At 56.4% G+C, this 21,517-nt stretch carries 22 protein-coding genes; 17 read left to right on the top strand and 5 right to left on the bottom strand.

Going from position 1 to position 21,517, the window contains the following annotated elements:
- Positions 1-38 precede the first annotated feature (38 nt).
- The 3 genes from purE to MR935_RS08940 all read right to left on the bottom strand — a co-directional run bounded on the left by purE (position 39) and on the right by MR935_RS08940 (position 4,257).
- A complete protein-coding gene (purE, locus tag MR935_RS08950; protein ID WP_290572866.1) occupies positions 39-530 on the bottom strand; it encodes a 5-(carboxyamino)imidazole ribonucleotide mutase in 492 nt (163 codons plus the stop codon).
- Between the two features lie 312 nt (positions 531-842).
- A complete protein-coding gene (locus MR935_RS08945; protein ID WP_290572864.1) occupies positions 843-2,024 on the bottom strand; it encodes a glycosyltransferase in 1,182 nt (393 codons plus the stop codon).
- A 4-nt stretch (positions 2,025-2,028) separates the two neighbouring features.
- The gene (locus MR935_RS08940) at positions 2,029-4,257 is read right to left on the bottom strand and encodes a glycosyltransferase family 4 protein (protein WP_290572888.1); all 2,229 of its coding nucleotides are present in this window, start codon (positions 4,255-4,257) and stop codon (positions 2,029-2,031) included.
- Between the two features lie 183 nt (positions 4,258-4,440).
- Between MR935_RS08940 and MR935_RS08935 the strand changes: the two genes are divergently transcribed.
- The 9 genes from MR935_RS08935 (at position 4,441) to ispF (ending at position 12,714) form a co-directional block, all read left to right on the top strand.
- Positions 4,441-5,886, top strand: coding sequence for a lipopolysaccharide biosynthesis protein (locus MR935_RS08935; protein ID WP_290572863.1), 1,446 nt, complete (start codon positions 4,441-4,443; stop codon positions 5,884-5,886).
- 96 nt (positions 5,887-5,982) lie between these two features.
- Positions 5,983-7,308, top strand: coding sequence for an aspartate--tRNA(Asn) ligase (aspS, locus tag MR935_RS08930; protein WP_290572861.1), 1,326 nt, complete (start codon positions 5,983-5,985; stop codon positions 7,306-7,308).
- Positions 7,309-7,589: 281 nt separating this feature from the next.
- Entirely contained in the window at positions 7,590-7,829 is a 240-nt protein-coding gene (locus MR935_RS08925; protein WP_290572859.1) for an HPr family phosphocarrier protein, read from the top strand.
- Positions 7,830-8,162: 333 nt separating this feature from the next.
- Positions 8,163-9,575, top strand: coding sequence for an effector binding domain-containing protein (locus MR935_RS08920; RefSeq protein ID WP_290572857.1), 1,413 nt, complete (start codon positions 8,163-8,165; stop codon positions 9,573-9,575).
- Positions 9,576-9,648: 73 nt separating this feature from the next.
- Entirely contained in the window at positions 9,649-10,386 is a 738-nt protein-coding gene (locus MR935_RS08915) for a M23 family metallopeptidase (RefSeq protein ID WP_290572855.1), read from the top strand.
- A complete protein-coding gene (locus tag MR935_RS08910; RefSeq protein WP_290572853.1) occupies positions 10,387-10,965 on the top strand; it encodes a hypothetical protein in 579 nt (192 codons plus the stop codon). It abuts the gene before it with no gap.
- Positions 10,966-10,987: 22 nt separating this feature from the next.
- On the top strand, positions 10,988-11,470 hold the full coding sequence (locus MR935_RS08905) for a CarD family transcriptional regulator (protein WP_290572852.1): 483 nt from the start codon (positions 10,988-10,990) through the stop codon (positions 11,468-11,470).
- 51 nt (positions 11,471-11,521) lie between these two features.
- The gene (gene ispD / locus MR935_RS08900) at positions 11,522-12,238 is read left to right on the top strand and encodes a 2-C-methyl-D-erythritol 4-phosphate cytidylyltransferase (protein ID WP_290572850.1); all 717 of its coding nucleotides are present in this window, start codon (positions 11,522-11,524) and stop codon (positions 12,236-12,238) included.
- The gene (gene ispF / locus MR935_RS08895) at positions 12,238-12,714 is read left to right on the top strand and encodes a 2-C-methyl-D-erythritol 2,4-cyclodiphosphate synthase (protein ID WP_290572849.1); all 477 of its coding nucleotides are present in this window, start codon (positions 12,238-12,240) and stop codon (positions 12,712-12,714) included. The genes ispD and ispF overlap by 1 nt, the downstream gene beginning before the upstream one ends.
- A 25-nt stretch (positions 12,715-12,739) precedes the next feature.
- Here ispF and MR935_RS08890 read toward each other — a convergent pair whose 3' ends face one another.
- Positions 12,740-12,955 (bottom strand): hypothetical protein, encoded by a 216-nt coding sequence (locus MR935_RS08890; protein WP_290572848.1) that lies wholly within the window; start codon positions 12,953-12,955, stop codon positions 12,740-12,742.
- An 86-nt stretch (positions 12,956-13,041) separates the two neighbouring features.
- Here MR935_RS08890 and rlmD point away from each other — a divergent pair, with 86 nt between their 5' ends.
- Together rlmD and MR935_RS08880 are read left to right on the top strand one after the other, a co-directional pair.
- Complete coding sequence (gene rlmD / locus MR935_RS08885) at positions 13,042-14,682, top strand: 23S rRNA (uracil(1939)-C(5))-methyltransferase RlmD (RefSeq protein WP_290572846.1); 1,641 nt, start codon at positions 13,042-13,044, stop codon at positions 14,680-14,682.
- Positions 14,683-14,813: 131 nt separating this feature from the next.
- Positions 14,814-15,080, top strand: coding sequence for a DUF6809 family protein (locus tag MR935_RS08880; protein ID WP_290572845.1), 267 nt, complete (start codon positions 14,814-14,816; stop codon positions 15,078-15,080).
- A 67-nt stretch (positions 15,081-15,147) separates the two neighbouring features.
- On the opposite strand, the gene MR935_RS08875 is transcribed toward MR935_RS08880, so the two are convergent.
- Positions 15,148-15,390, bottom strand: a complete 243-nt coding sequence (locus MR935_RS08875; protein ID WP_290572844.1) for a helix-turn-helix domain-containing protein — start codon at positions 15,388-15,390, stop codon at positions 15,148-15,150.
- Between the two features lie 203 nt (positions 15,391-15,593).
- Between MR935_RS08875 and MR935_RS08870 the strand changes: the two genes are divergently transcribed.
- The 6 genes from MR935_RS08870 to MR935_RS08845 form a co-directional block, all read left to right on the top strand.
- On the top strand, positions 15,594-16,871 hold the full coding sequence (locus MR935_RS08870) for a hypothetical protein (protein WP_290572843.1): 1,278 nt from the start codon (positions 15,594-15,596) through the stop codon (positions 16,869-16,871).
- Between the two features lie 19 nt (positions 16,872-16,890).
- Positions 16,891-17,550, top strand: coding sequence for an S-layer homology domain-containing protein (locus tag MR935_RS08865; protein ID WP_290572842.1), 660 nt, complete (start codon positions 16,891-16,893; stop codon positions 17,548-17,550).
- Positions 17,551-18,616: 1,066 nt separating this feature from the next.
- Complete coding sequence (locus tag MR935_RS08860) at positions 18,617-18,931, top strand: hypothetical protein (RefSeq protein ID WP_290572841.1); 315 nt, start codon at positions 18,617-18,619, stop codon at positions 18,929-18,931.
- A gap of 340 nt (positions 18,932-19,271) precedes the next feature.
- A complete protein-coding gene (locus MR935_RS08855; protein ID WP_290572840.1) occupies positions 19,272-19,844 on the top strand; it encodes a recombinase family protein in 573 nt (190 codons plus the stop codon).
- Between the two features lie 112 nt (positions 19,845-19,956).
- A complete protein-coding gene (locus MR935_RS08850; protein ID WP_290572839.1) occupies positions 19,957-20,541 on the top strand; it encodes a tyrosine-type recombinase/integrase in 585 nt (194 codons plus the stop codon).
- 401 nt (positions 20,542-20,942) lie between these two features.
- A partial coding sequence (locus tag MR935_RS08845) for a recombinase family protein (RefSeq protein ID WP_290572838.1) occupies positions 20,943-21,517 on the top strand: 575 nt, incomplete at its 3' end.

The raw sequence follows: 21,517 nt of genomic DNA, 5'->3' as shown, positions 1-21,517 counted from the left end.
CTGTAATATCAAGTATAATTTACAATCACACGCGCCGCTTACGCGAACCGCTCCTTGACCAGCGCATCCTTGGCCGTGACCTCCTCGGCCATATCGGCCTTGAAGCGGCGCAGCTTGTCCGCCAGCTCTTTGTCGGCCAGCGCGAGCATCTGCGCGGCGAGGATAGCCGCGTTATCCGCCCCGTCTATCGCAACGGTGGCCACCGGAATGCCCTTGGGCATCTGCACGATGGACAGCAGGCTGTCCATGCCGCCCATCACGCTGGTCGCCATCGGCACGCCGATGACCGGCAGCGTCGTGTGCGCCGCCAGCACGCCGCCCAGATGCGCGGCCTTGCCCGCCGCCGCGATGATGACGCCAAAGCCGCGCTCCGCCGCGCCCCGGGCAAGCTCCTCGGCCGCAGCCGGTGTGCGGTGCGCCGAGCAGATACGGACCTCGACCGGAATATCAAACGCCTTGATACGGTCGACGCACTTTTCCATCACCTTCAGGTCGGAGTCCGAACCCATAACGACAAGTACCTTTTTCATTTGCTTGTTCCCCCTTTAGAAACAAAGGAGGACACGGGTATACCCGTGTCCTGATTCTGTGCTCAACTGGCTGCACCGAGACCCAAAAGCGTGCACGAATGCCCGGCGCTCCGCCCCCAAGACCGCGCCCGGATAGGCTGAGACGTCTCACCAAGAAACACGCTGCCGGTCATATGCACACCTCTTTCGCTGTTTTATAAGCCGTCGGTGAAGATACATGATTATTCTATCGAAAAAACACGCCTATTGCAAGCGTTTTGCGCTGGTTTTTTGTGGTTTTGTACAAATGCCCAAAGAACCGCGCCCGGCTTTTCAGCTTTCGTGCAGAACGCCCTTTTCGTACAGCGTCCGCTCGATCTGGCGCACCCGCTCGCCCCACGAGCAAGCCTTGCCGTAGGCCAGCCGCCGCGCTGTCTTGTCCGGGTCGTTTTCCGCTGCGGCGCGGTCGCACAGGGCGAGAAACTCGGCCTCGTCCTGCGCGATATAGACCACATCCGCAAAATCCTCGACCTGCACCGGCTCGCGGGTCGAGACGACCGGCTTGCCCGTGGCGAGGTATTCATAAAACTTCAGCGGCGAAACATCCTTGGACAGCGCGCCCGCGCGGAACACGTTCAGGCACACGTCCATCTGCGCAAGGTAGGCGGGCAGCGCAGGCTGCGGCACCAGCTCGTGCAGCACGATGTTGGGATAGCGCCGGAGATGCGTCAGGTCGACGCCGGGCAGCGGCCGGCCAATGAGAAACACGGTCGCGTCCGGCCGCGCCTTGGCAAGCGCTTCGATCAGCGCGTAGTCGATGCACTCCTGCAGCATACCGACAAAGCCGAACACCGGGTGCGGCAGCCCACGCATGTCCTCCGGGCAGGGCAGCGCGTCTTTTTCGGTCTGCACGCGGGAGAATATCTCATATGCCGCGCCGTTCGGGATGGTGACCGCGGTCGGATTTACCTGTGCGAGCGTCTCCTGCAAGCCGGAAGCCGTGGCAAACACCTGATCGGCGGCGGTGGCCAGCTCGCGCTCCATCCGGTCGACCACTGCGGGCGTGATATGCCCCTTATAGGCCGAGTGGCGGTCGACACAGTCATACACCAGCGCGCGGTGGGGCAGGCGCGAAACGATGTCGCACGCGGTCGGCGAGTAGCACCAGAGCACGCTCTCCCCGCCAAAGCCGTGCTTTTTCATGATTTTGCGCACAAACCGCGCCTGCCGCCATTGGTTGAGCCGGTTTATCCAGCGGAATTTGTTAAAGAAAGGTAAAACGGGCGGCAGCGCGTAGACCGTGATGTGCTCATGCCCCTCCACCCGCGCGCCGGGCTGCCTGTATTTGCCGAGATAGGCGGCCGCCTTTTTGTCCTTGAGCGGTGCGATAAGCGACACCGGCGGGTCAAAATACAGCACCTCGCTGTTTCGCAGGCGGCTCATCACGTTCTGCTTGCGCGTGGGCAGCGGATGGTAGTTGGTCGTCGACAGGCAGACCACATGGTTTTTCATCATCGTTTCAGTCCTTTTCGTTTGTCATTCCCAGCAGCTGTGCCGCGCCGCGCACGTTCTCATGCTCACGCTCGCGCAGCATACCCGCCGTGCGGCGCACCTCGCCGTCCAGCGCACCCGAAACGCACTCGTCGATCAGGCGGCACAGCTCGTCCGCCTTGACCGAGCGCAGCGGCAGGCAGGTGCGGCTGCCGATATATTGCAGAAAGCCGTCCACCTTGATATCATAGCTGATGCCGACCACCGGCACACCCTGCCCGGCCGAAAACATCAGCGAGTGCAGCCGGATGCCGACCACAGTCTCCATGCGCGCGAGGATGCCGATGGTCGTCTCGATCGGCAGGCGGGTGCGCACCGCGTGCCACGGGCAGTCGAGCAGCACACCCACCCGCTCGGCCGGGATCAGGTCGCTCGGAAACTCGATCGGCACGAAAACAGGCGTCAGCCCGTGCGTGTGATAGGCATAGCGCGCGGCGGCCGCGATCTCGGGCAGGGCCGACTCCAACCCCTTCCAGTCGCGCAGGCCAAAGCCGATATACCGCCCCGCCGGGTCGATGCCGCAGCGCTCGAGCGCCAGATTGACCACCTCGCGCGGCGCGGGGTCGAGGATGATGGTCGGGTCGGCCGAAACGCGGATGTCCGGCCGCGTGACCTGCATCCGGGCAAGCGCCTCGCGTGAGTTATCGTCCCGCAGTGTGATGCGGTCGACCGAAACATCGATGATGCGCGCGGCCATTTTGCGGTTGCCCGCACGGTTGATCGGGCCAATGCCGCAGCCGTACATCATCACCTTGCAGCCGCGCCGCTTGGCCGCGCGCAGCGTATAGCAGTAATACCAGAGCGAGCGGGTCGAGGTCACGTCCTGCATCAGCGAGCCGCCGCCGTTGATATAGAGCGCGGCGCGGCGGAAGCGCCGCAACACGCAGAATACGTTAAAGGTATAGACCGCACCCGTGCGGTAGACCAGCCGGGTCTCCTTTGGCCGCCGTGACATGACGCAGATCGTCCGGTTGGGGTCGAGCGCGCGCATCTCCTGCACGATGGCCTTGAGGATGGCGTCGTCGCCCGCGTTGCCCCGCCCGTAAGCGCCGCAGATGACGATGCTCTCGCGCTCGTTCTTATCCCGGTGGAAGCGCGTGAGCAGGTGGCGGTAGTTGTCCTCCTGCCGCTGGCACATCTTGTCCTTGGAAAAATCGCGCGAGGCCTTGGCGTACAGCGCCTCGGCAAAGCTGCGGCGCAGCGTCTCGTCGTTTGCCAGCCGCACCATGTACTTGGCCAGCTGGGCGTGGTCGCCCACCGGGAAGATATAGCCGTTTTCGCCCGTGTCGATCAGCTCGGGCATACCGCCGACATCCGAGCAGATGGTCGCGCAGCCCGCGCAGACGCCCTCCAGAATGGAATACGGAAAGGTTTCGGACACCGAGGACAAAAGGTTGATGTCCATCGCGCGGAAAAACGGCTCGACCGGCGCGACCCAGCCGCAAAAGGTGACGCGCGCGGCAACGCCCAGCTGGGCGCACAGGCGGCGCAGCATGTCGGCGTCCTCGCCGTCGCCCGCGATGAACAGACGCAGCTGCGGCGCGTGCCGCAGCGCCGCGGCAAAGCCGCGCACGGCAGTGGCAATGTCCTTGACGGCGGTCAGGCGCGCGGCAATGCCGCACAGCACATCGCCCGGCTCAATCTCCGCGCCGAAATGCTCCTTCAGGTAGGCAGCTCGGTCAAATTCCCCCTCGGGCTGCCGAAACTCCATGCCGTTGTAGATGGTAACGATACGCTCGGGGTCGAAGCCGCGCTCGATCAGCGTGCGCGCCATGCGGTCGGCCACAGGCTGGTAGTAATCCAGAAAACGCAGTGCCACGGCGTTGGCCATGCCGAAGGTGTGCTGCTTGAACGGATTGCCCAGATAGTCGAGCTGATAATCCGAGTGGACAGTTGTCAGCACGGGCACATGGCGGCTGCTGCGCACCATCGCGCCCATCAGGTTGGCGCGTCCGCCGTGACAGTGGATGATATCCGGCCGGAATTCGTCCACCAGCGCACGCATCGCACGCGCCGCGCGGAAGGGGTTGTGCCGCTCGATCACGCGCACGTCGATGCCGCGCTCGCGCGCCTCGTCCGCAAAGGGGCCGGCGCGAAAGGACAGCAGCATGACCTCGTTTCGCGCGGCAAGGCCGGTCACCATATTCATGATATGGGTCTTGGCGCCGCCCACGTCGCCGCCGCCCATCACATGCATCACTCTCAAGCTTGCATCCTCCATCCTAACTTTGGTCGCTGTATTATAGTATACCACGCCCGCCGCCGAAAAGCAAAAGGAAAGGCCGCGCCCTTCGCCCGCGCACGGCAAAGGGGGTTTGTGTTTGTCCGCAAGCCGTGCTATAATAGGGCATATCCGTTTTGAAACGAGGTGCTTTTCCCCTTGTCCTCCAAAAACACCATGACGCGCGACGCCATGCTTTTTTTGCCCGCCAAAGTGCTTGAGGGTCTGCTGGTCATCGCCTGCTCATCGCTCTACACGCACATCTTCACCAAGGCGGCGGTCGGTACGTTCGGCATCCTCAACACCACCGTGCAGCTCTGCTATCTGGTGCTGGCCGGCTGGATGGCCAACGCCTCGACCCGCTATGTCGGCGAGGAATACCACAAGGATCGCGGCGGCGCGCTCTTTTCAACCGTTTCGACCATTTATCTGCTGCTCTGTGTGCTGGCAGCCGGGGCGGCCTGCGTGGCCGCCGCCGTCACAGGCAAGCTTATCTGGCTGGGCGGCGCGGCCATGTTTTGCAGCTACACCATCTTTCAAATCCTCAACTCCGCGCTCATACAGCTCGGCCGGATGCGCGCCTCGATCGGTCTGAGCCTGTTCTCCGCGGCGGGCAAGCTGGCCATCGCCTATGCCCTTGTGCGCGGCGCGTCGGCCTATCCCTCGGCTGTTCCCGCCATTGCCGCAAACACGCTGGCGGACGGCGTGGCCGGTATCGGCGCGGTGCTCGCGCTGTCCATGCCGGCGGTCGTGCGTCCGCGCCGCTTCTCAAAGCCGCTGCTGCGCCGCTTCCTCGCCTACGGCGTGCCGCTGATAGGCGTGTCCATCGCAGTCTCGCTGCTCAACATGATCGACCGCTATCTGGTCACCGGCTTTTTCGGTGAAGAGGTATTCGCCGTCTACAATTCCAACAACTCGATCGCCTCGGGCATCTTCACGATGATCTCAGTCGGCATCATGCGGGGCGTGTATCCCGCCGTGCTGCGCGGCTGGCGCGAGGGCGGACAGGCCGCCGCCGCACCGCTGCTCGACCAAGGCGCGCGGCTATATCTGCTGATCGCCGCGCCCGCCGTGTGCGGGCTGACCGCCGTGTCGCTGCCGCTCTCCCGCTTTCTGTTTGCCGAGGGGTACGAGGCCGGTGCGCCGGTCATCGCCTACACCGCGCTGGCCATGCTGTTCATGGGGCTGACCGAATACGCCAACAAGGCCTATGAGCTCGAGCAGGCGACCATCCATGTGCTGCAAAACAGCGCGGCCGCCGCGCTCATCAAGGTCGTGTGCAGCCTTGCGCTGCTCCGGGTCTTTGGCTTTACGGGCGGCGCGCTCGGCTCGGTCGTTGCGTTCGCCGCGTATTTCGGCATCACGGCGGCGCGGGTGCGCGGGCGCTTTCTGTTCCGTATCCCGCCGAAAAGCCTTATGCGCATCCCGCTCTGCGCGCTGCTGTGCGGCGCAGCCGCCTATGCGTGCACGCTGCTGCCGCTGGGCGACCTGCCGCGCCTTGCGCTCGCGGTCGCGGCTGGCGCGCTCGTATACGCGGCAGCCCTTATCCTCTCCGGCGAGGGACGCGCCGAGGCGCAGGCCATCCTGCGTAAATTAAAGCGATAAAGCCTATCTTTTTTTGCACAAAATCTTGTCTGTGCAGTCAAACCGTGCTATAATTGATACCATATGCAAATACGATGATAGAAAGGCGTTATAACTATGGAAATGATCCATGCAGCAGCACAATATGTGGACACCGTGCAGCGCGTGTGCGGCGCAGCCGGCGGAGAGATCACCTTCCGCGGCACGGTGCACCGCGTGCGCGATATGTCCGACTTTGCGTTTGTCATCGTGCGCGTCGAGCGCGGGCTGATCCAGTGCACCTTTCAGGGGGATGAGATCGGCGGCGTAAAGCGCAGTGAGATCCGGGACGCGATGGTGGTCGAGGTCTCCGGCACGGTGCGCGAGGAGCCGCGCGCCGAGCATGACGTTGAGGTCGTGCTTTCCTCCATCAAGGTGATCGGCCGGCCGTATGACCAGCTTCCCGTGCCGCTCGGCAAGAAGTATATGGGTCTGTCGCTTGATGTTGACCTGCCGTTGCGCCCGCTCACGCTGCGCCACCCGGCCAAGCAGGCCGTGTTCCGCATTCAGGGCGCGATCGCCGACGGCTTTGCGGACTATATGCAGTCGCAGGGCTTCACCCATATCCACACGCCTAAGATCGTCGTGGCGGGCGCCGAGGGTGGCGCCAACCTCTTTAAGCTCGATTACTTCGGCAACCCGGCCTTTCTCGCCCAGTCGCCGCAGTTCCACAAGCAGTATCTCGCGGGCGCATTTGGCCGCGTGTTTGAGATCGGCAGCGTCTACCGCGCCGAGCGCCACAACACCTCGCGCCATCTGAACGAGTATATCGGCCTTGACTTTGAGATGGCCTATATCGACTCGATGTACGATGTGATGGCGATGGAGACCGGCATGCTCAAAGCGGTCATGGCCTATGTCAAGACGCACTGCGCCGAGGAGCTTACCCTGCTGCGCGCCGAGCTGCCCGAGATCGGCGAGATACCGACCGTCCGCTTCCATGAAGCCAAGCAGATCATGGAGGAAAAGTACGGCCACAAGTCCAAAAACCGCTATGACCTCAATCCGGATGAGGAGGTCCTGCTCTGCCGCTGGGCCAAGGAGGAACACGGCTCGGAGTTCGTGTTCGTCACCCACTTCCCCTCGGCCAAGCGCCCGTTCTATGCCATGGATGACCCCGACGATCCGACGCTCGCGCTGTCGTTCGACCTGCTGTTCCGCGGGCTGGAGATCACAACCGGCGGCCAGCGCATTCACGATTATCAGGCGCAGCTTGATAAGCTGGCCGCGCGCAAGATGAACGCCGAGCTGTTTGAGTCCTTCACCATGCTGCACAAGTACGGCATGCCGCCGCACGGCGGTCTGGGCATCGGTCTCGAGCGGCTGACCATGCAGCTTCTGGGGCTTGGCAACGTGCGCGAAGCCTCGATGTTCCCGCGCGATATGAACCGGCTCGAGCCGTAAACGCCGCCCGGCGCAGAGCCTTGCAAACAAAACGCATCCACCCGGCTTCGGCGCACCCGCGCCGGAGCCTTTTGCTTTGTCTCTGCCATCAATCGCATATTGCATAATTTTTATTATATCCATTTATGCATATAGCACAAATCCACTGCCCAACTGACCGTGCAGGGACTCAAAATGATGAAAATACGAAAATCCATAAAAAATGCTTTTCTTTCTCGGCTTTTCTGCTATAATGATAGCAGAAAGATACGATTCGGATCACGACTTAGGAGGTACATACGATGACAAGAGGTATTCGCGTCAAGAACACAGACGATATCCAGCAGATCAACAAGATCGTCACCCAATACGGCTTTGATATCTGGATCCACGGCAAGAGCGGCATGGTGGACGCCAAGAGCCTGCTCGGCATGTTCCTGCTCTCGCTCAACGAGCCGCTGCAGATCGTGCTGGAGGACGACGTTGACCCGTCCGCGCTGTTCAAGGATCTGGCCGACTATCTGGAAATCGACGACGAGTAAGCCATACCCCCGCGCACAAGCGTCCGGAACGTTGTTCCGGGCGCTTTTTCTGTCAGCAAATAAACCGGACAGCCTCTCGATTGAAACTACAGCTTCAATCGAAATTCCGACTCCGAACTGCGCCCTACGGGTACAATTCTTCGTCGATCTGTATAAAAACCGTGATACATGCTCCCGGGTTTTATGAACATTGCGGCACGCCACAATGTTCTATTTCATGCGCGCTGCGGCGCGGGGACTTTTTCGACAAGCTGAAACCGGACAGCATTTGTCCGGTTTTTCTGCTATAATAATGCTGACCCCATTCACACCATTTTTCGGGAGGCATCACCCATGCAAGGCGGACGGTTGTTTGAACTGCTTTACATCCTGCTCGCGCGCGGCGGCGCGACTGTCAGCGAGCTTGCCGCGCGGCTCGAGGTATCCGAGCGCACCGTGCGGCGCGATATCGACGCGCTCTCTGCCGCAGGCGTACCGGTATACGCCGCACGCGGCCGCGGGGGCGGCGTGCGGCTGCTGGACGATTTCGTGCTGTCCAAATCGCTGCTGTCCGCACGCGAGCAGGACGAGATCCTCTGCGCGCTGCAAACGCTGCGCGCCACCGGCGCGGGCGGCGACGACGCGCTGCTGACCCATCTGTCCGCCCTGTTTCGCCGCAAGACGGTCGACTGGATCGATGTGGATTTTACCGGCTGGGGCGCGCCCGGTGCGCGACGCGCGCTGTTCGATTTGCTCAGGGATGCCATCCTTGCGCACCGTGCCGTGTCCTTTTGCTATCACGGTCAGAACGGCTGCCGCTCCGACCGCACAGTCGAGCCGGTCAAGCTGTGCTTTAAGGGCGTATCCTGGTATTTGCAGGCATGGTGCCGCACACGGCAGGCCTTCCGCACGTTCAAGCTGTCCCGCATCGAGCAGGCGTATCTGCTGGATACGCCATGCGCCGACCACGGCGCGCCGCCGCCCCTTGACAGCGCGCAGGATGACCTGCCGCTGACGCGGCTGTGCATCCGCTTTGCGCCGGAGGCCGCCTTTCGCGTGTACGACGAGTTTGACCACACGCAGATCGAGCGCTGCCCGGATGGCTCGCTGCTCGTGCGAGCCGACTGGCCGGCGGATGCTTGGGGCACAGGCTATCTGCTCTCCTACGGCGGCAGCGCCGAGGTGCTGCACCCGCCCGCCATGCGCCGCCAAGTGGAGCGGGCCGCGCAAAAAATTGCCGCGCTCTACGCCAATGCGGACGCACCTTGTCCGCATTCCAATGATATACTTGGCACAACAACCGATAAGGAGGACAAAATTATGCAGTATGAAATCGTTACCCTGCCCGCAAAGAAGGTGGTCGGCCTCCGGGCGCGCATTGTCGAGGATCCACCCAAATGCACCGAAATCATCGGCGCTCTGTGGGCGGACTTTATGTGCGGCGGCGGATGCGAAAAGCTGAACTATGAGCACGGCACGCCCTGCTACGGCCTGTATGCGGCCTACGCGCCGGACGGAAGCTATGACGCGATTGTCGGCTGTCCGGCCGCGAACTGTCCGGCGGATTTTGTCGAGGTCGAGATACCGGCGGGTAAGTACGCCAAATTCTCCCTCCACGGCGACATCCATCAAGCACCCGCCGCTGCATGGGATGAGATACAGTCCATCCCGCTGCCGCGCGCGTACACGGTCGATTTTGAGGAATATCTCACCTGTGACGACGATATGCAGGGCGATATCGACATTTACATCGCGCTGACCGAATAAGCAGGCCGACGACCCGCGCATATCCCTGTCCCCCGCCGCATACGCTGTTAGCAGGTGAAAGGAGGCGGCGAACATGACAGGAAGAAGACCGGCACGCGCGCAGCGCAGCGGCGGACGGGGACTGCTGCTGGTCGTGGCGCTCGTGCTGGCCGCGGGCGTTATCAAATATGCCGACACCCCCGCTGCCGTCAATCTGCGGCACAAGGCGGCTGCGGTGCTGGCGGGTGCGCCGGGCGTCGACCGGGTGCTTGCGGTGTTCGGCGGCGCGGCGCGTGATGCAGGCGCGAGCGAGGTGTTCAGCGCGCAGCAGACGCAGAGCAGCGCGGACGGCTACGCGGCGTCCTCCGGCGGGGCAGACGATATTTTGGGGCGCGAGCAAACGCTCTTTCCCGACACGGTCGACCAGACTGTCTACCCGATGGAGTTTACCCACATGCTGCCCGCCGACGGCACGCTGACCTCGCATTTCGGCAGCCGTTTAAGCCCGATCACCGGCCAGCCCGGCTTTCACTACGGGCTGGATATTGCGGCAAACGAGGGTGTCAAGATCGGCGCGTTCGCTGACGGCACAGTGCGCGAGATCGGCGAATCGAGCTACGGCAACTATGTGATCGTCGACCATGAGGACGGCTTTACCACGCTGTACGCGCATTGCAGCAGCATCTCGGCCGGTGTGGGCGATAAGGTGAAATGCGGCGAGGAGATCGCGCGTGTCGGTCAGACGGGCAACGCCACCGGCCCTCACCTGCACCTTGAGCTGTGGAAGGATGGCGCAGCGCTCGACCCCGCCAATTACCTGACAAGCGCGTAGATGCACGGCAGGATCGAGGTGCGCGACGGCTTCCTTGTGCTGCTCGCCGCGCTGTGGTGCGTCGATCAGACGGGTGTGCTGCCGCTGTTCCTGCTTGCCGCCGCCGTACACGAGGCCGCGCATCTGCTCGTGCTGTATCTGGCCGGCGGCCGCGCCCAGCGGCTGACACTGACTGCCTGCGGCGCGGTGCTGCGCTGCACGCTGCCCGAGGGGCGCTGCGCGCGGGCGGCGGTCTGTCTGGCCGGGCCTGCGGCCAGCTTTGCGTTGACCGCTCTGGCCGGCGCTCTTGGCTGGTATCGGCTCGGCGGCGCGAGCGCGCTGCTCGGTGTGTTCAACCTGCTGCCCATGCCGCCGCTTGATGGCGGCATGGCGCTTTTGCATCTGGCCGGGGGACACGGCACGGCGGCGCTGCGGGCGCTCGCCGCGCTGACCACGCTCGGCCTGCTCGCGGCGGGATCGTGGCTCTTTTTGCACGGCGGCGGCTGCTGGCTGCTGCTTATCGGCGCGCTGGCCGCCGCGCAAAATGCGAAAAGCCTTGCAAGCGCGCCCGCACCGGTGTATGATAAACATAAGATATAGGGCTTGCCGGAACGGAGGGACTATGTTTCAGATCGGCGATCAGATCGTACATCCCCTGCATGGCGCGGGCGTGGTGCAGGATATCGTGGAGCGCACCATCGACGGCGCGCCCGTACAATACTATGCCCTTCAGCTCGCGCTGGACGATACCGCGCTGTTCCTGCCGGTCAGTTCGTGCAGCAAGCTCGGCATCCGCCCGGTGTGCACACGCGCGCAGGCCGAGGCGCTGCTGCACCGGATGGACGGCCTTGTCTGCGGCGAAGATAAGGGCTGGAATCAGCGCTGCCGCGAAAACATGCAGCTTCTGCGCTCGGGCGAGCCGCTCAAGGTGGCGCAGGTGGTCAAAAGCCTTGCCGGGCGCGACCGGGCGCGCGGCCTGTCCGCCGGGGAGAAGCAAATGCTCGCTTCAGCGCGGCAGATCGTCAGCTCCGAGCTGGCCTTCGCACTCGGCATCCCACCGGAGCAGGCGGACGTGCTGGTTGACACGCATCTGCACATCGAGTAAACAGAAAGGGCTTTGCAGCTTGCTGCAAGGCCCTTTTGAGGAGTGAAAACTGTGTTTGGAAAACGAAAAAAGACGGAGCCCCCCGCCGTATGCGCGGTCATCGTGGCCGCGGGCGCGTCCCGCCGCATGGGCGGCGAAAACAAGCTGCTTATCGAGCTTGCCGGCGCGCCCGTGCTGGCGCACACGCTCTGCGCGTTTGAGCGCTGCGGCGCGGTGCGGGACATTGTGCTCGTCTGCCGTGAGCAGGATATCGGGACGTATGCGGCGCTTGCGCAGTCCTTTGGCATCGCCAAGCTGCGCACGGTGACGCGCGGGGGTGACAGCCGCACGGCCTCCGTGCTGGCCGGTCTTGCGGCCGCGCCCGAGGACGCCGCGCTCATCGCCGTGCACGACGGCGCGCGCCCATTGGTGTCCGATGCGGTCATCACCGCGGCTGTACAGGCGGCAGCAGAGCACGGCGCAGCCGCACCCATCGTGCCGCTGAAAGACAGCATCAAGCGCGTGCGAAACGGAGTCATCGAGGCCGATGTGCCGCGCGACACGCTCGGCGCAGTGCAGACCCCACAGGTGTTCGCCCGGCAGACGCTGCTGCGCGCGCTGACCGCCGCCGCTGGGGCGGGCGGCAGCTTTACCGACGACTGCGCCGCTGTCGAGGCCATCGGCCAAACCGTGTGCGCGACCGCGGGCAGCTACGAGAATATCAAGATCACCACACCCGAGGATATTTTGATCGCCGAGGCGCTTTTGCAAAAGGAGGAGGAGCTTTGATGCGGATCGGACACGGCTATGATGTACATCGGCTGGCCGCCGGACGCAAATGCATCATCGGCGGGGTGGATATCCCGCATGAGACCGGTCTGCTCGGCCACTCGGACGCCGACGTACTCACCCACGCGGTGATGGACGCCATGCTGGGCGCGCTGGCGCTCGGCGACATCGGCAAGCACTTTCCCGACACCGACGCGCGCTTCGCCGGGGCGGATAGTCTGGCGCTTTTGCGCCACGTCGCCGCGCTGGTCGCGGCGCGGGGCTGGCGGCTGGGCAATCTGGATGCGACCATCATCGCGCAAGCGCCCAAGCTCGCGCCGCATATCGACCAAATGCGCGCAAACCTCGCCGCCGCGATCGGCTGCGCAGTCGAGCAGGTGTCGGTCAAGGCGACGACCGAGGAAAAGCTGGGCTTTACCGGCGCGAAGGAGGGCATTGCCGCCCACTGCGTCTGCCTGCTGGAGCAAATCGGCTGAAGCGCGCCGGACAAGCCCTGTCCGGTCAAAACTCCTCGCAGTAACCCTCGCCGCCCTGCGCAAGCGATTTGAGCGCCTGCGCCGCGCGCGCCTCCGGCTCGTCTGCGGTGGAAACCGTGTCGAGCAGGGTTTCGCGGGCATCGCGCGGCAGCTCGAAAAAGCGCTCCATCGCGCGGGTATCGTGCCCCATTTCATTTAGAAAATCAAAGGGCACATGCCCCAAAACCTTTTTCTTATCCATACGTTATCGCTCCTTTCGATTGCAGTATGCGCGTCTTTTGTGCTATAATACAAAATATGAACCGGTAAAAAGGAGGCGCCTGTCCGATGGAGCTTGTCAAAAATAAGGTTTACCGCTGCCAGATCACCGATTATACGGCTGACGGCGTGGGCGTTGCCCGGATAGACGGGCGCGCTGTTTTTGTGCCGCGCACCGCCGTGGGCGACCAGTGCGACGTGCGGCTGGTCAAGGTGACGAAACATGTGGCCTTTGGTCGCATGGAGCGGCTGGTCGTAGCGTCCCGCGCGCGGATGCAGCCCGCCTGTCCCGTGGCGGACAAATGCGGCGGCTGCTGCTACCAGCACATCACCTACGAAGAGGAGCTGCGCGCCAAGGAAAAAAAGGTGCGCGACGCGCTCACCCGCATCGGTAGGCAGGACGGCGCGTGCTTGCGCGGCATCACCGGCGCACCGTCCACCGCGCACTACCGCAACAAGGCGCAGTACCCGGTCGGGCGGGACGAGAACGGCCGCATCGTCACCGGCTTTTACCGGCCGCGCAGCCATGCCATCGTGCCGGTCGAGCGGTGCCTCATCCAGTCGGAAAAGGCCGACCGTATTGCGGCCGCCGTGCGCGAGTGGATGCAGGATTTTGACGTGCCGCCGTTCGACTACCAGACCGGGCGCGGCATGGTACGGCATATCTATGTCCGCGTGGGTGAAAAAAGCGGCGAAAGCCAGCTCACGCTGATCGCCGCGACGCGCAAAATGCCCGCGCTGAACGAGCTGGTGCGCCGCCTGCGGGCGTGCGAACCGTCGCTGACCGGCATCCTCATCAACCACAACCAGCGGACGGACAATGTGATCCTTGGAGACAGGACAGACGTGCTCTGGGGCGAAGCAATGCTGGAGGACCGCCTGTGCGGGCACTCCTTCCTACTCTCGCCCGAGGCGTTTTATCAGGTGAACCATGCGCAGGCCGAGCGGCTGTATTCTTACGCGGTCGAGCTGGCCGGCCTGACCGGCACGGAGACGGTCGTCGAGCTCTATTGCGGCGCAGGCACGATCACGCTGGCGCTGGCCGGGCAGGCCGCCCGCGTAGTCGGCGTTGAGCTGGTGCCCGAAGCGGTCGAAAATGCCCGCAGCAACGCGGCGCGCAACGGCGTGACCAACGTCGAATTTATCTGCGCGGATGCCGGGCAGGCCGCGCGCCGCCTGCCCGCGGCCGGGGTACACCCTGATGTGTTGGTCGTCGACCCGCCGCGCAAGGGGCTGGACGAGGGCGCGCGCGACGCGATCCTCAGGCTGCTGCCGCCGCGCCTTGTCTATATCTCCTGCGACCCGGCAACGCTCGCGCGCGACGTTAAGGAGCTGACCGGTGCGGGCTACACGCTCGAGGAGGCGTATGCATTTGATTTGTTTCCGCGCACGAGCCATGTTGAGACGGTTGTCAGTTTGGTTAGAAAAACACCTGATGACTATATCCATGTAAAACTGGCCCTTGATGACCTTGATTTGACTGCGCCCGAGGCAAAAGCGACCTATTCTGAAATCAAGAAATATGTGCTTGAAAAGTTAGGATTAAAGGTTTCCAGCCTGTATATTGCGCAGGTTAAGGAAAAATACGGTATCATAGAACGGGAAAACTATAACAAGTCTAAAAAGGAAGATGCCGTTGTTCCTCAGTGTCCTAAGAAAAAGGAAGATGCGATTGTTGACGCACTGCGGCACTTCAAGATGATATCATAAAAACAGAACGCCTTGCTTGAAAAATAGCAAGGCGTTCTGTTTTGTAAGTGTATTTTCAAAAACTGGCCCTTGGCTCTTCCCTCTGGAAACGGTATCATGTCCCCACCAAAGAGGAAAGAAGGTGGTAGTGAATGGGTATCTTAGAGGATTTCTATGTGGGGGAAGTCAGACCTTGGGAACAGTTTGGCTTTTCAGATGATCCTGTCTATCGTATGTATTCCAAAAAGATTGAGCGGTTGGAGCATTCCCTGATGGCAGGCAGGTCAAAAAAAGAACAAGAAGAATATCAGGAATTAAAGTATTTAAGGACAGTTCAGAACAATATGGAGTTGCAAAGAATGTTCCTCTATGCTTTCCGTATGGGGGCTGCTTTTGCTGTTGACCTGTTTGGTGAGTAGACGAAAACACGGGTTGCCGGCACCGGCAACCCGTGTTATATTTAGTGTAGTGGATTTCAATAGAAAATCAATCAAATTCTAACAGCTTCGAGGGAGGCACTTGCAGCACCTCCGCAATGGAAAACAGCGTAGCCAGAGAAATTCCCACACTCAGGTTGGGGGCTTCGATCTGGCTGAGGAAACCAAGGGAAATCCCTGCTTTTTCTGCAAGCTGCTCCTGGGTCATTCCCCTTTGACGTCTCAAATATCCAATTTTCAGACCAACAGCCACAAACTCGTCCCTGTATTTACTGATGTTCTCGTTTTTCATAGCGCAAGCTCCTCCAAAGAATATTGTACGGGCTTGCGCCGGAAATATTTATATGGTACAATCAGGATAAACTAAGTACAAGTTAGTGTTTATAAGTTTTTACAAAATAAAAACAAGATTGGAGTGAGTAAAAGACAGCGGCCAGGTTCATGCAATAATCATCATTGAAAAGAGTTATACTGGAAGGAAAGGAAACTAAGGGTATGAAAAAACGACTAATCGCATTGGCATTGGGTGTGCTGATATCAGCAAATCTCATGCCAACAATGACCGCATCAGCGGCAAATAACCAAAAAACCGAATTGAAAATGCCAAAAACTCAAACAAAAACATTTATTTTACCAGCAGAGAATATCTCAACTCCAGATAGTGTTGGAGATGTGAAAGTAGAAGTTACATATACAGGTTGGCTTGGTGAAATTGATGCAAAAGAAAATGGACTGTATGACTCGATTGGATCAAATAACTGGATTACTGGTCCAAACGCAGATCATACCAAAATTGCAGTTATGAAAGAAGGCTCAGAAATTAGATTCAAAATAACTTCCAATGACCCGAGCGCATCCTACAATTTCTGTTATGACAAAATCGCTTACGATCCGGGCTATGGAGGAGAAGACACCTTGTACGGCTGGGATGACTGTGGTGGCGGTTATATATACTATAATGCAAAAAATGAAGGCTTCCCAGTTCAGGTTTACGGTCAGCCAGATGGGACTTCGATATTGCGACCAGGTCCATTTCATGATTATTTTACACAAGGTCGTAAGATCAGTGCCAATGAATATTCCTATAAAGTTGCAAATGGACTGATGGAATATACCTTCCAGTCTAAATATCCAAGAGATGATGACAATGCCTATAATCCAAATGACTATGTTTGCCGTTATTTTCTGGGTACCGTGCTCGCAATCAACGAGGAACAGGTCAAAGAACTGGAAGAAACCGGCACGATGACATTCTTAAAAGGCGTTAAGGCAATGGGAGAACAGTCTGTTGAGTATCAGCATGTGTATAAAGGTCTGCCTGAGCTGCTGGGGCTTAGTGCACCCCAAAACCCCCAGCTTAGAATCACCAACTATCAAGGTGTATATGCTTATGGACATACCTATGACTATACAATTACCAACAATACTGGAAAAGCGATTGACGCGTATTACGGACTGCTTTTCTATCAGGCGAAGGCATATGATGACGGGCAGTATGTCAACTGGGGTCATGATTTCTATACCTTCCATCTAACGCTTGCCCCCAATGAAAGTATTTCCGGTATGTTGGCAACAGATTCGCTGCTTGCTCAATATGAAAGCCCGATTTGGATTCGTTTTGACAGTCAGCAGGCGCTGTGGGATTTTATCCCTGATACACTTAACCAAACACAAGACGCTCTGTTCAATATGTTTTCCGTCGGAAAATTCACACCAGAGTGGATGAAAGAAACATTCGGAATTAATATCCCTGTAATAAAGGTCAACGATTAAGGGTTAAAGGAGTAGCGATATGAAAAAAATAATAAGTTTTGTGCTGATGTGCTGCCTGCTTTGCACAGGCGCCATGGCGGTTGACTTTGAGATACTGGATAAAGAGGATATTTTCGCGCCGGAGATCATCGAGAACGAAAAGGTTTCCAGCTGGGCGAAAGAAGAGGTCGACCTTGCCACCGTCCTTGGCCTGGTGCCGCCGCTCACCGATCACCCCGCTTTTACTGGCAGCATTACCAGAGAACAGTTTGCTGAACTTATTGTGAATTTGGTAGAGAAGGTACTCGGTAAGCAAATCGACACAGCATCGTCTGATACGTTTACTGATTCCGCAAATGTTGCGGTATTAAAGGCCTACGAAGCCGGCATCATTACCGGCGTTGGCGAGGGCAAATTTGCGCCGAAGAACACCACCAACCGCGAACAGATTGCAACCATGATTTACCGTGCTACGCAGTATCTTGCAGAGCAGACAGGGGAAAATTTGACCCCCAATGCAGGCAGTATTGAAGGGTTTACGGACAAAGCAAGCATTTCCAGTTGGGCAGCAGAAGGCGTTGGCAAGCTGGCGGCAAACGATATTATGAAAGGTACATCCGCCACAACAGCATCTCCTCAAGACGCTTGCACGGTAGAGCAGAGTATTTTGCTCATCTATCGAGTTTATCAAAAAGCATAACATACGGATATATAAAAAGGACGGGTATTCTCGCGGAGGAGTACCCGTCTTTCTTTTGAATACAGGATTTTAAGATTTTTGATGATTCAGCAGCCGGAGACCACCTAAGGGTGGTCTCTGGTATTTTAAGTGGTAAAAATCAGCAAATATTTATTTTGACAAAATAAAAAATGCAGACAAGACAAGGGAAAAACATATTGAGAGGATCATAAAAATTTGAGCGGTGTTTTGTCTTTATCTTGTAAGGGGTTTTGAGGATTTCACCGGAACCAGGTTTTGAAGGTGTCATTGGAAGCGTGAGAGACGTTGGCAGGATATGTATGTTATTGGTGACTTGAAATTGCCATCTGGCGGGCGTTTATCCGTTTTTCAAAAATAAAATAGACATGAATCAAAATGGATAAGACATAAATCGAAAAAATATGCTTTGAATTTCCAAAATAGACATAAATGGATTCATGTTACGATATATATAATGAGAAGAATTATATATAGATAACAAAAAGTCAATCAGTACAATATGTTTGATAAGAAAAAATGAAAAAGAGAAAACAAGAACACATTGATTGTTGGTAGTGGTTCATGGTAGTGGTTCAATCATTCATCCCTTGCAGACCGGATAGATCGTCGTGGTACTCAGGGGTGGTGGTCGGGGATAGGTGGCCTTTCACAACATAATATGGAGCGATAACCGTGCCAACAACGCGCGGTGCATCTTATCGTTCGAAAATGGAAGCGTATTCGGGAACGACAATCGTTCAGAATACGCTTTTTGTTGTTCCGGATATAACCAGACATACACAGTTCATCCGTTTATAACCAATCGCAGAAGTTTTATAAAAAGTGCTGCGTGTTTTATAAACCATGCGTCAAAATCAGATGGATTAAGGGTTTATCAGCATTTCACACAGATAAGAAAAAATGTAAGGTAAAAAAGAAAAAATAATGACAGTTATAAGGGAAAAAGAACATAAATCGTTACTATGTTACGTAAAGAAGTGGGCGGTGTAGATCCGTTGCAATCAAAGTGCAAGAGAGATAGAAAAGAGAAAAGGAACGTGATTTTATGGAGAAAGCAGTCATTGCGTTAAAGGTCAGAAATGATAAGGCGGGCATCAAAACAGCCATTTATCAGGCGTGTCAACTTTGTGCGCAGGCGTTGAAAAGCGATATTCAGGTGGTGGAGTGTATCGTGACGTTTGGCGGTGCAAAAGACATACTGCGGGAGGTGAAAACGCTTGACGCAAAAGGTCGTTTCGATACTTTGCTGATTTACTCCCCCAGCCAGATTTGTAAAGACGGGATAGAGTATTTAGAGTTTGAAAATTTCCTGACCGAATGTTTCAAGATTCGAATTCGGTATTTACGCTCCGGCGTTTGATCCCAGAATGATAGGGTTACGGGAAAGTATAAAAATCCCTCGGGGTTTCGGTACAATTTTCGCTGATAGCCGGAACGAGCGAATGTAGGAATGAAAAATTTACCGTATTCTTTGAAATTCGGTACAAATTATTTTGTATTCAGATTGTTTAAGCGTTGGTTTTCTACGATTTATAAGGGTGAAATTGGACTGCTGCAAATGCAGACCATATTTTTTTGAATTTGTTCCAAAATCCATTGGGAAAGCGGTCATAAATTCAAAATCTCATGAGATTTTGGAGCAGTTTCCATTTGCGGGGAATACGGTAATTTTCAAAATAATAGTAAGGAGGAAACTTTATATGGTATGGGCGTATGTCATGGAAAACGGGTTTGGTGCTGAGGAACACAGCAACCAGCCGGTTTTTGAACTAATCCAAAAGATTGGCGTTGCGGATGAGCAGATTGTGTTTGAACAGACAGAGGACAGGCCGGAATTATGCAAACTTTTAGAGCGTTTACACGAGGAAGATATCCTGATTATCCGTAGCGTTGCAGATTTAGCGGACGATGTTATAAATTTAATCCGGGTATTTCAAACATTAACAGAGAAACAGGTATCTTTATGTGACTGTGAGGAAGCGTTCCTGTCAGGTAAGGACTACTTGGACGTAGTTACAAAGTTCACGCAGCTCTATGTGCTTTTCCAGAAGAAAAAGCAGCAGGCAGGGTATAAAAAGGCGTGCGAGGAAGGCAGAGTAGGTAGGCCGGCAATCAAGCAGAAAGAGATTGAGCAGGCAATGAAGCTGTACTGGAACAGCGACTACACGATCCGCCAGATTGCGGTGCTGACCGGCGTGAGTAAGTCTACTTTATACAGAGCGCTCAAAGAACAAACGGAAGATTCGGGGAATGCGGGTTCTTCCGTTCGTTAAATATTGCAAAAAGGAAAATTGTAGTCGTGGCGGTGGAGGAAGTTTCACCGGAAGAAAAGAGCGAAAAGTGAGTTGATGGTTTAAGGAAGTTTTTTTGAAAAGGGGTGCGGGTATGGCAAACAAGAGGACCAGGGCAATCAACCGGGAAGAATTTGAAAAAATCATAGAGACGATCCGTACCGGGTTTATACTGCCCAATGGAGAGTGTGTCAGACCGAATGTGCGTATTGCGGCAGCGTTAATTCTGGAAGCCAATTTAGGGCTGCGAATCGGGGATATTGTTCGGTTGCGTTTAGCGGATATTCTTTTTGAGAGTGGCCGGTATCACCTGAATATCATAGAACAAAAAACAGAGAAATTGCGTACATTCACGGTACCGGCAGACATTTATATATTCTTGCAGCGGTATGCCATTCAAAACGGATTAAAGGATACACAAAGATTGTTCCCTATTACGGTGCGTGCGGTTCAGATGCATTTGCAAAAGGTCTGTCAATACCTGAATTTAACCAGGGTAGGGACGCATTCGTTTCGTAAATTTTTTGCGGTAAGCATTTATACGGAGAATGATTTTAACGTAGAGTTGGTGCGAACACTTTTGCAGCATTCATCGGTGGCGGTCACACAACATTATCTGAGCGTAGAGCCGAAGCTCGTAGAGCAGGCTTTGCAGAAACACATTGTTCTTCCAACATAAAATTAGAACAGTTGAGCCGGTGCGCTCAACTGTTCTAATTTTTTATGGCTTTTTATTTTGGAGACACACAAAAATATTTCAGGAATGACATAAATAGCAAAAATCCAACATAAACAGCAACAGTTGACCGTATGGAAGTGCTGGTTGAGATGACCAAGTATTTTCATAAGGATGTGAGGGTATGTCAAATACAGACACGGCTGCCTTCAATCGTTGCATAGATTTTATGGTAAGAATGATTGAAAAGTACGGTAGTGGAGTGGTTTCGGCCGAAGTCGGTAAGGTAGATGCTCAGAAAGACTGAGCATCTACCGGAATGGAAAGAGGGCCTTTACACTTGTGTTGGAAGACGGTATCATGACAAAAATTTGAGAATTCTGATAATAAGGAGAAGATGTATTATGTTAAAGAGATGTTATATTTATACGCGGGTATCTACAACCGTTCAGGTGGATGGGTTCAGTTTGGATGCGCAACGGGATAAGTTATTAAAATATGCTGCGTATCAGGATATGGAAATTGTCGGGGAATACTCTGACGCTGGTAGATCGGGCAAGAACATTGAAGGTCGCCCTGATTTTCAAAGAATGTTGAGTGATATAGAAAACCAGAAAGACAATATACAATTTGTCCTTGTATTTAAGTTATCTCGTTTTGGTAGAAATGCAGCAGATGTGTTAAACTCATTACAGTTGATGCAGGATTTTGATGTGAATTTGATTTGCGTAGAGGACGGAATCGACTCCTCCAAAGATAGCGGGAAACTGGTTATATCGGTCCTGTCAGCGGTGGCGGAGATAGAGCGTGAGAATATCTTGGTGCAGACGATGGAAGGTCGCAGGCAAAAGGCAAGGGAAGGCGGTTGGAACGGGGGCTTTGCTCCATACGGGTATCACCTTGCAGACGGTAAATTGGAGATTGCAGAGGACGAAGCGGAAGCAATCAGGGTTATCTATGATAAATATGTAAATACCAC

This window comes from Agathobaculum sp. (assembly GCF_022775115.1).
Lineage (GTDB): Bacteria > Bacillota > Clostridia > Oscillospirales > Butyricicoccaceae > Agathobaculum.
This window is presented reverse-complemented; position numbering and strand designations above follow the sequence as displayed.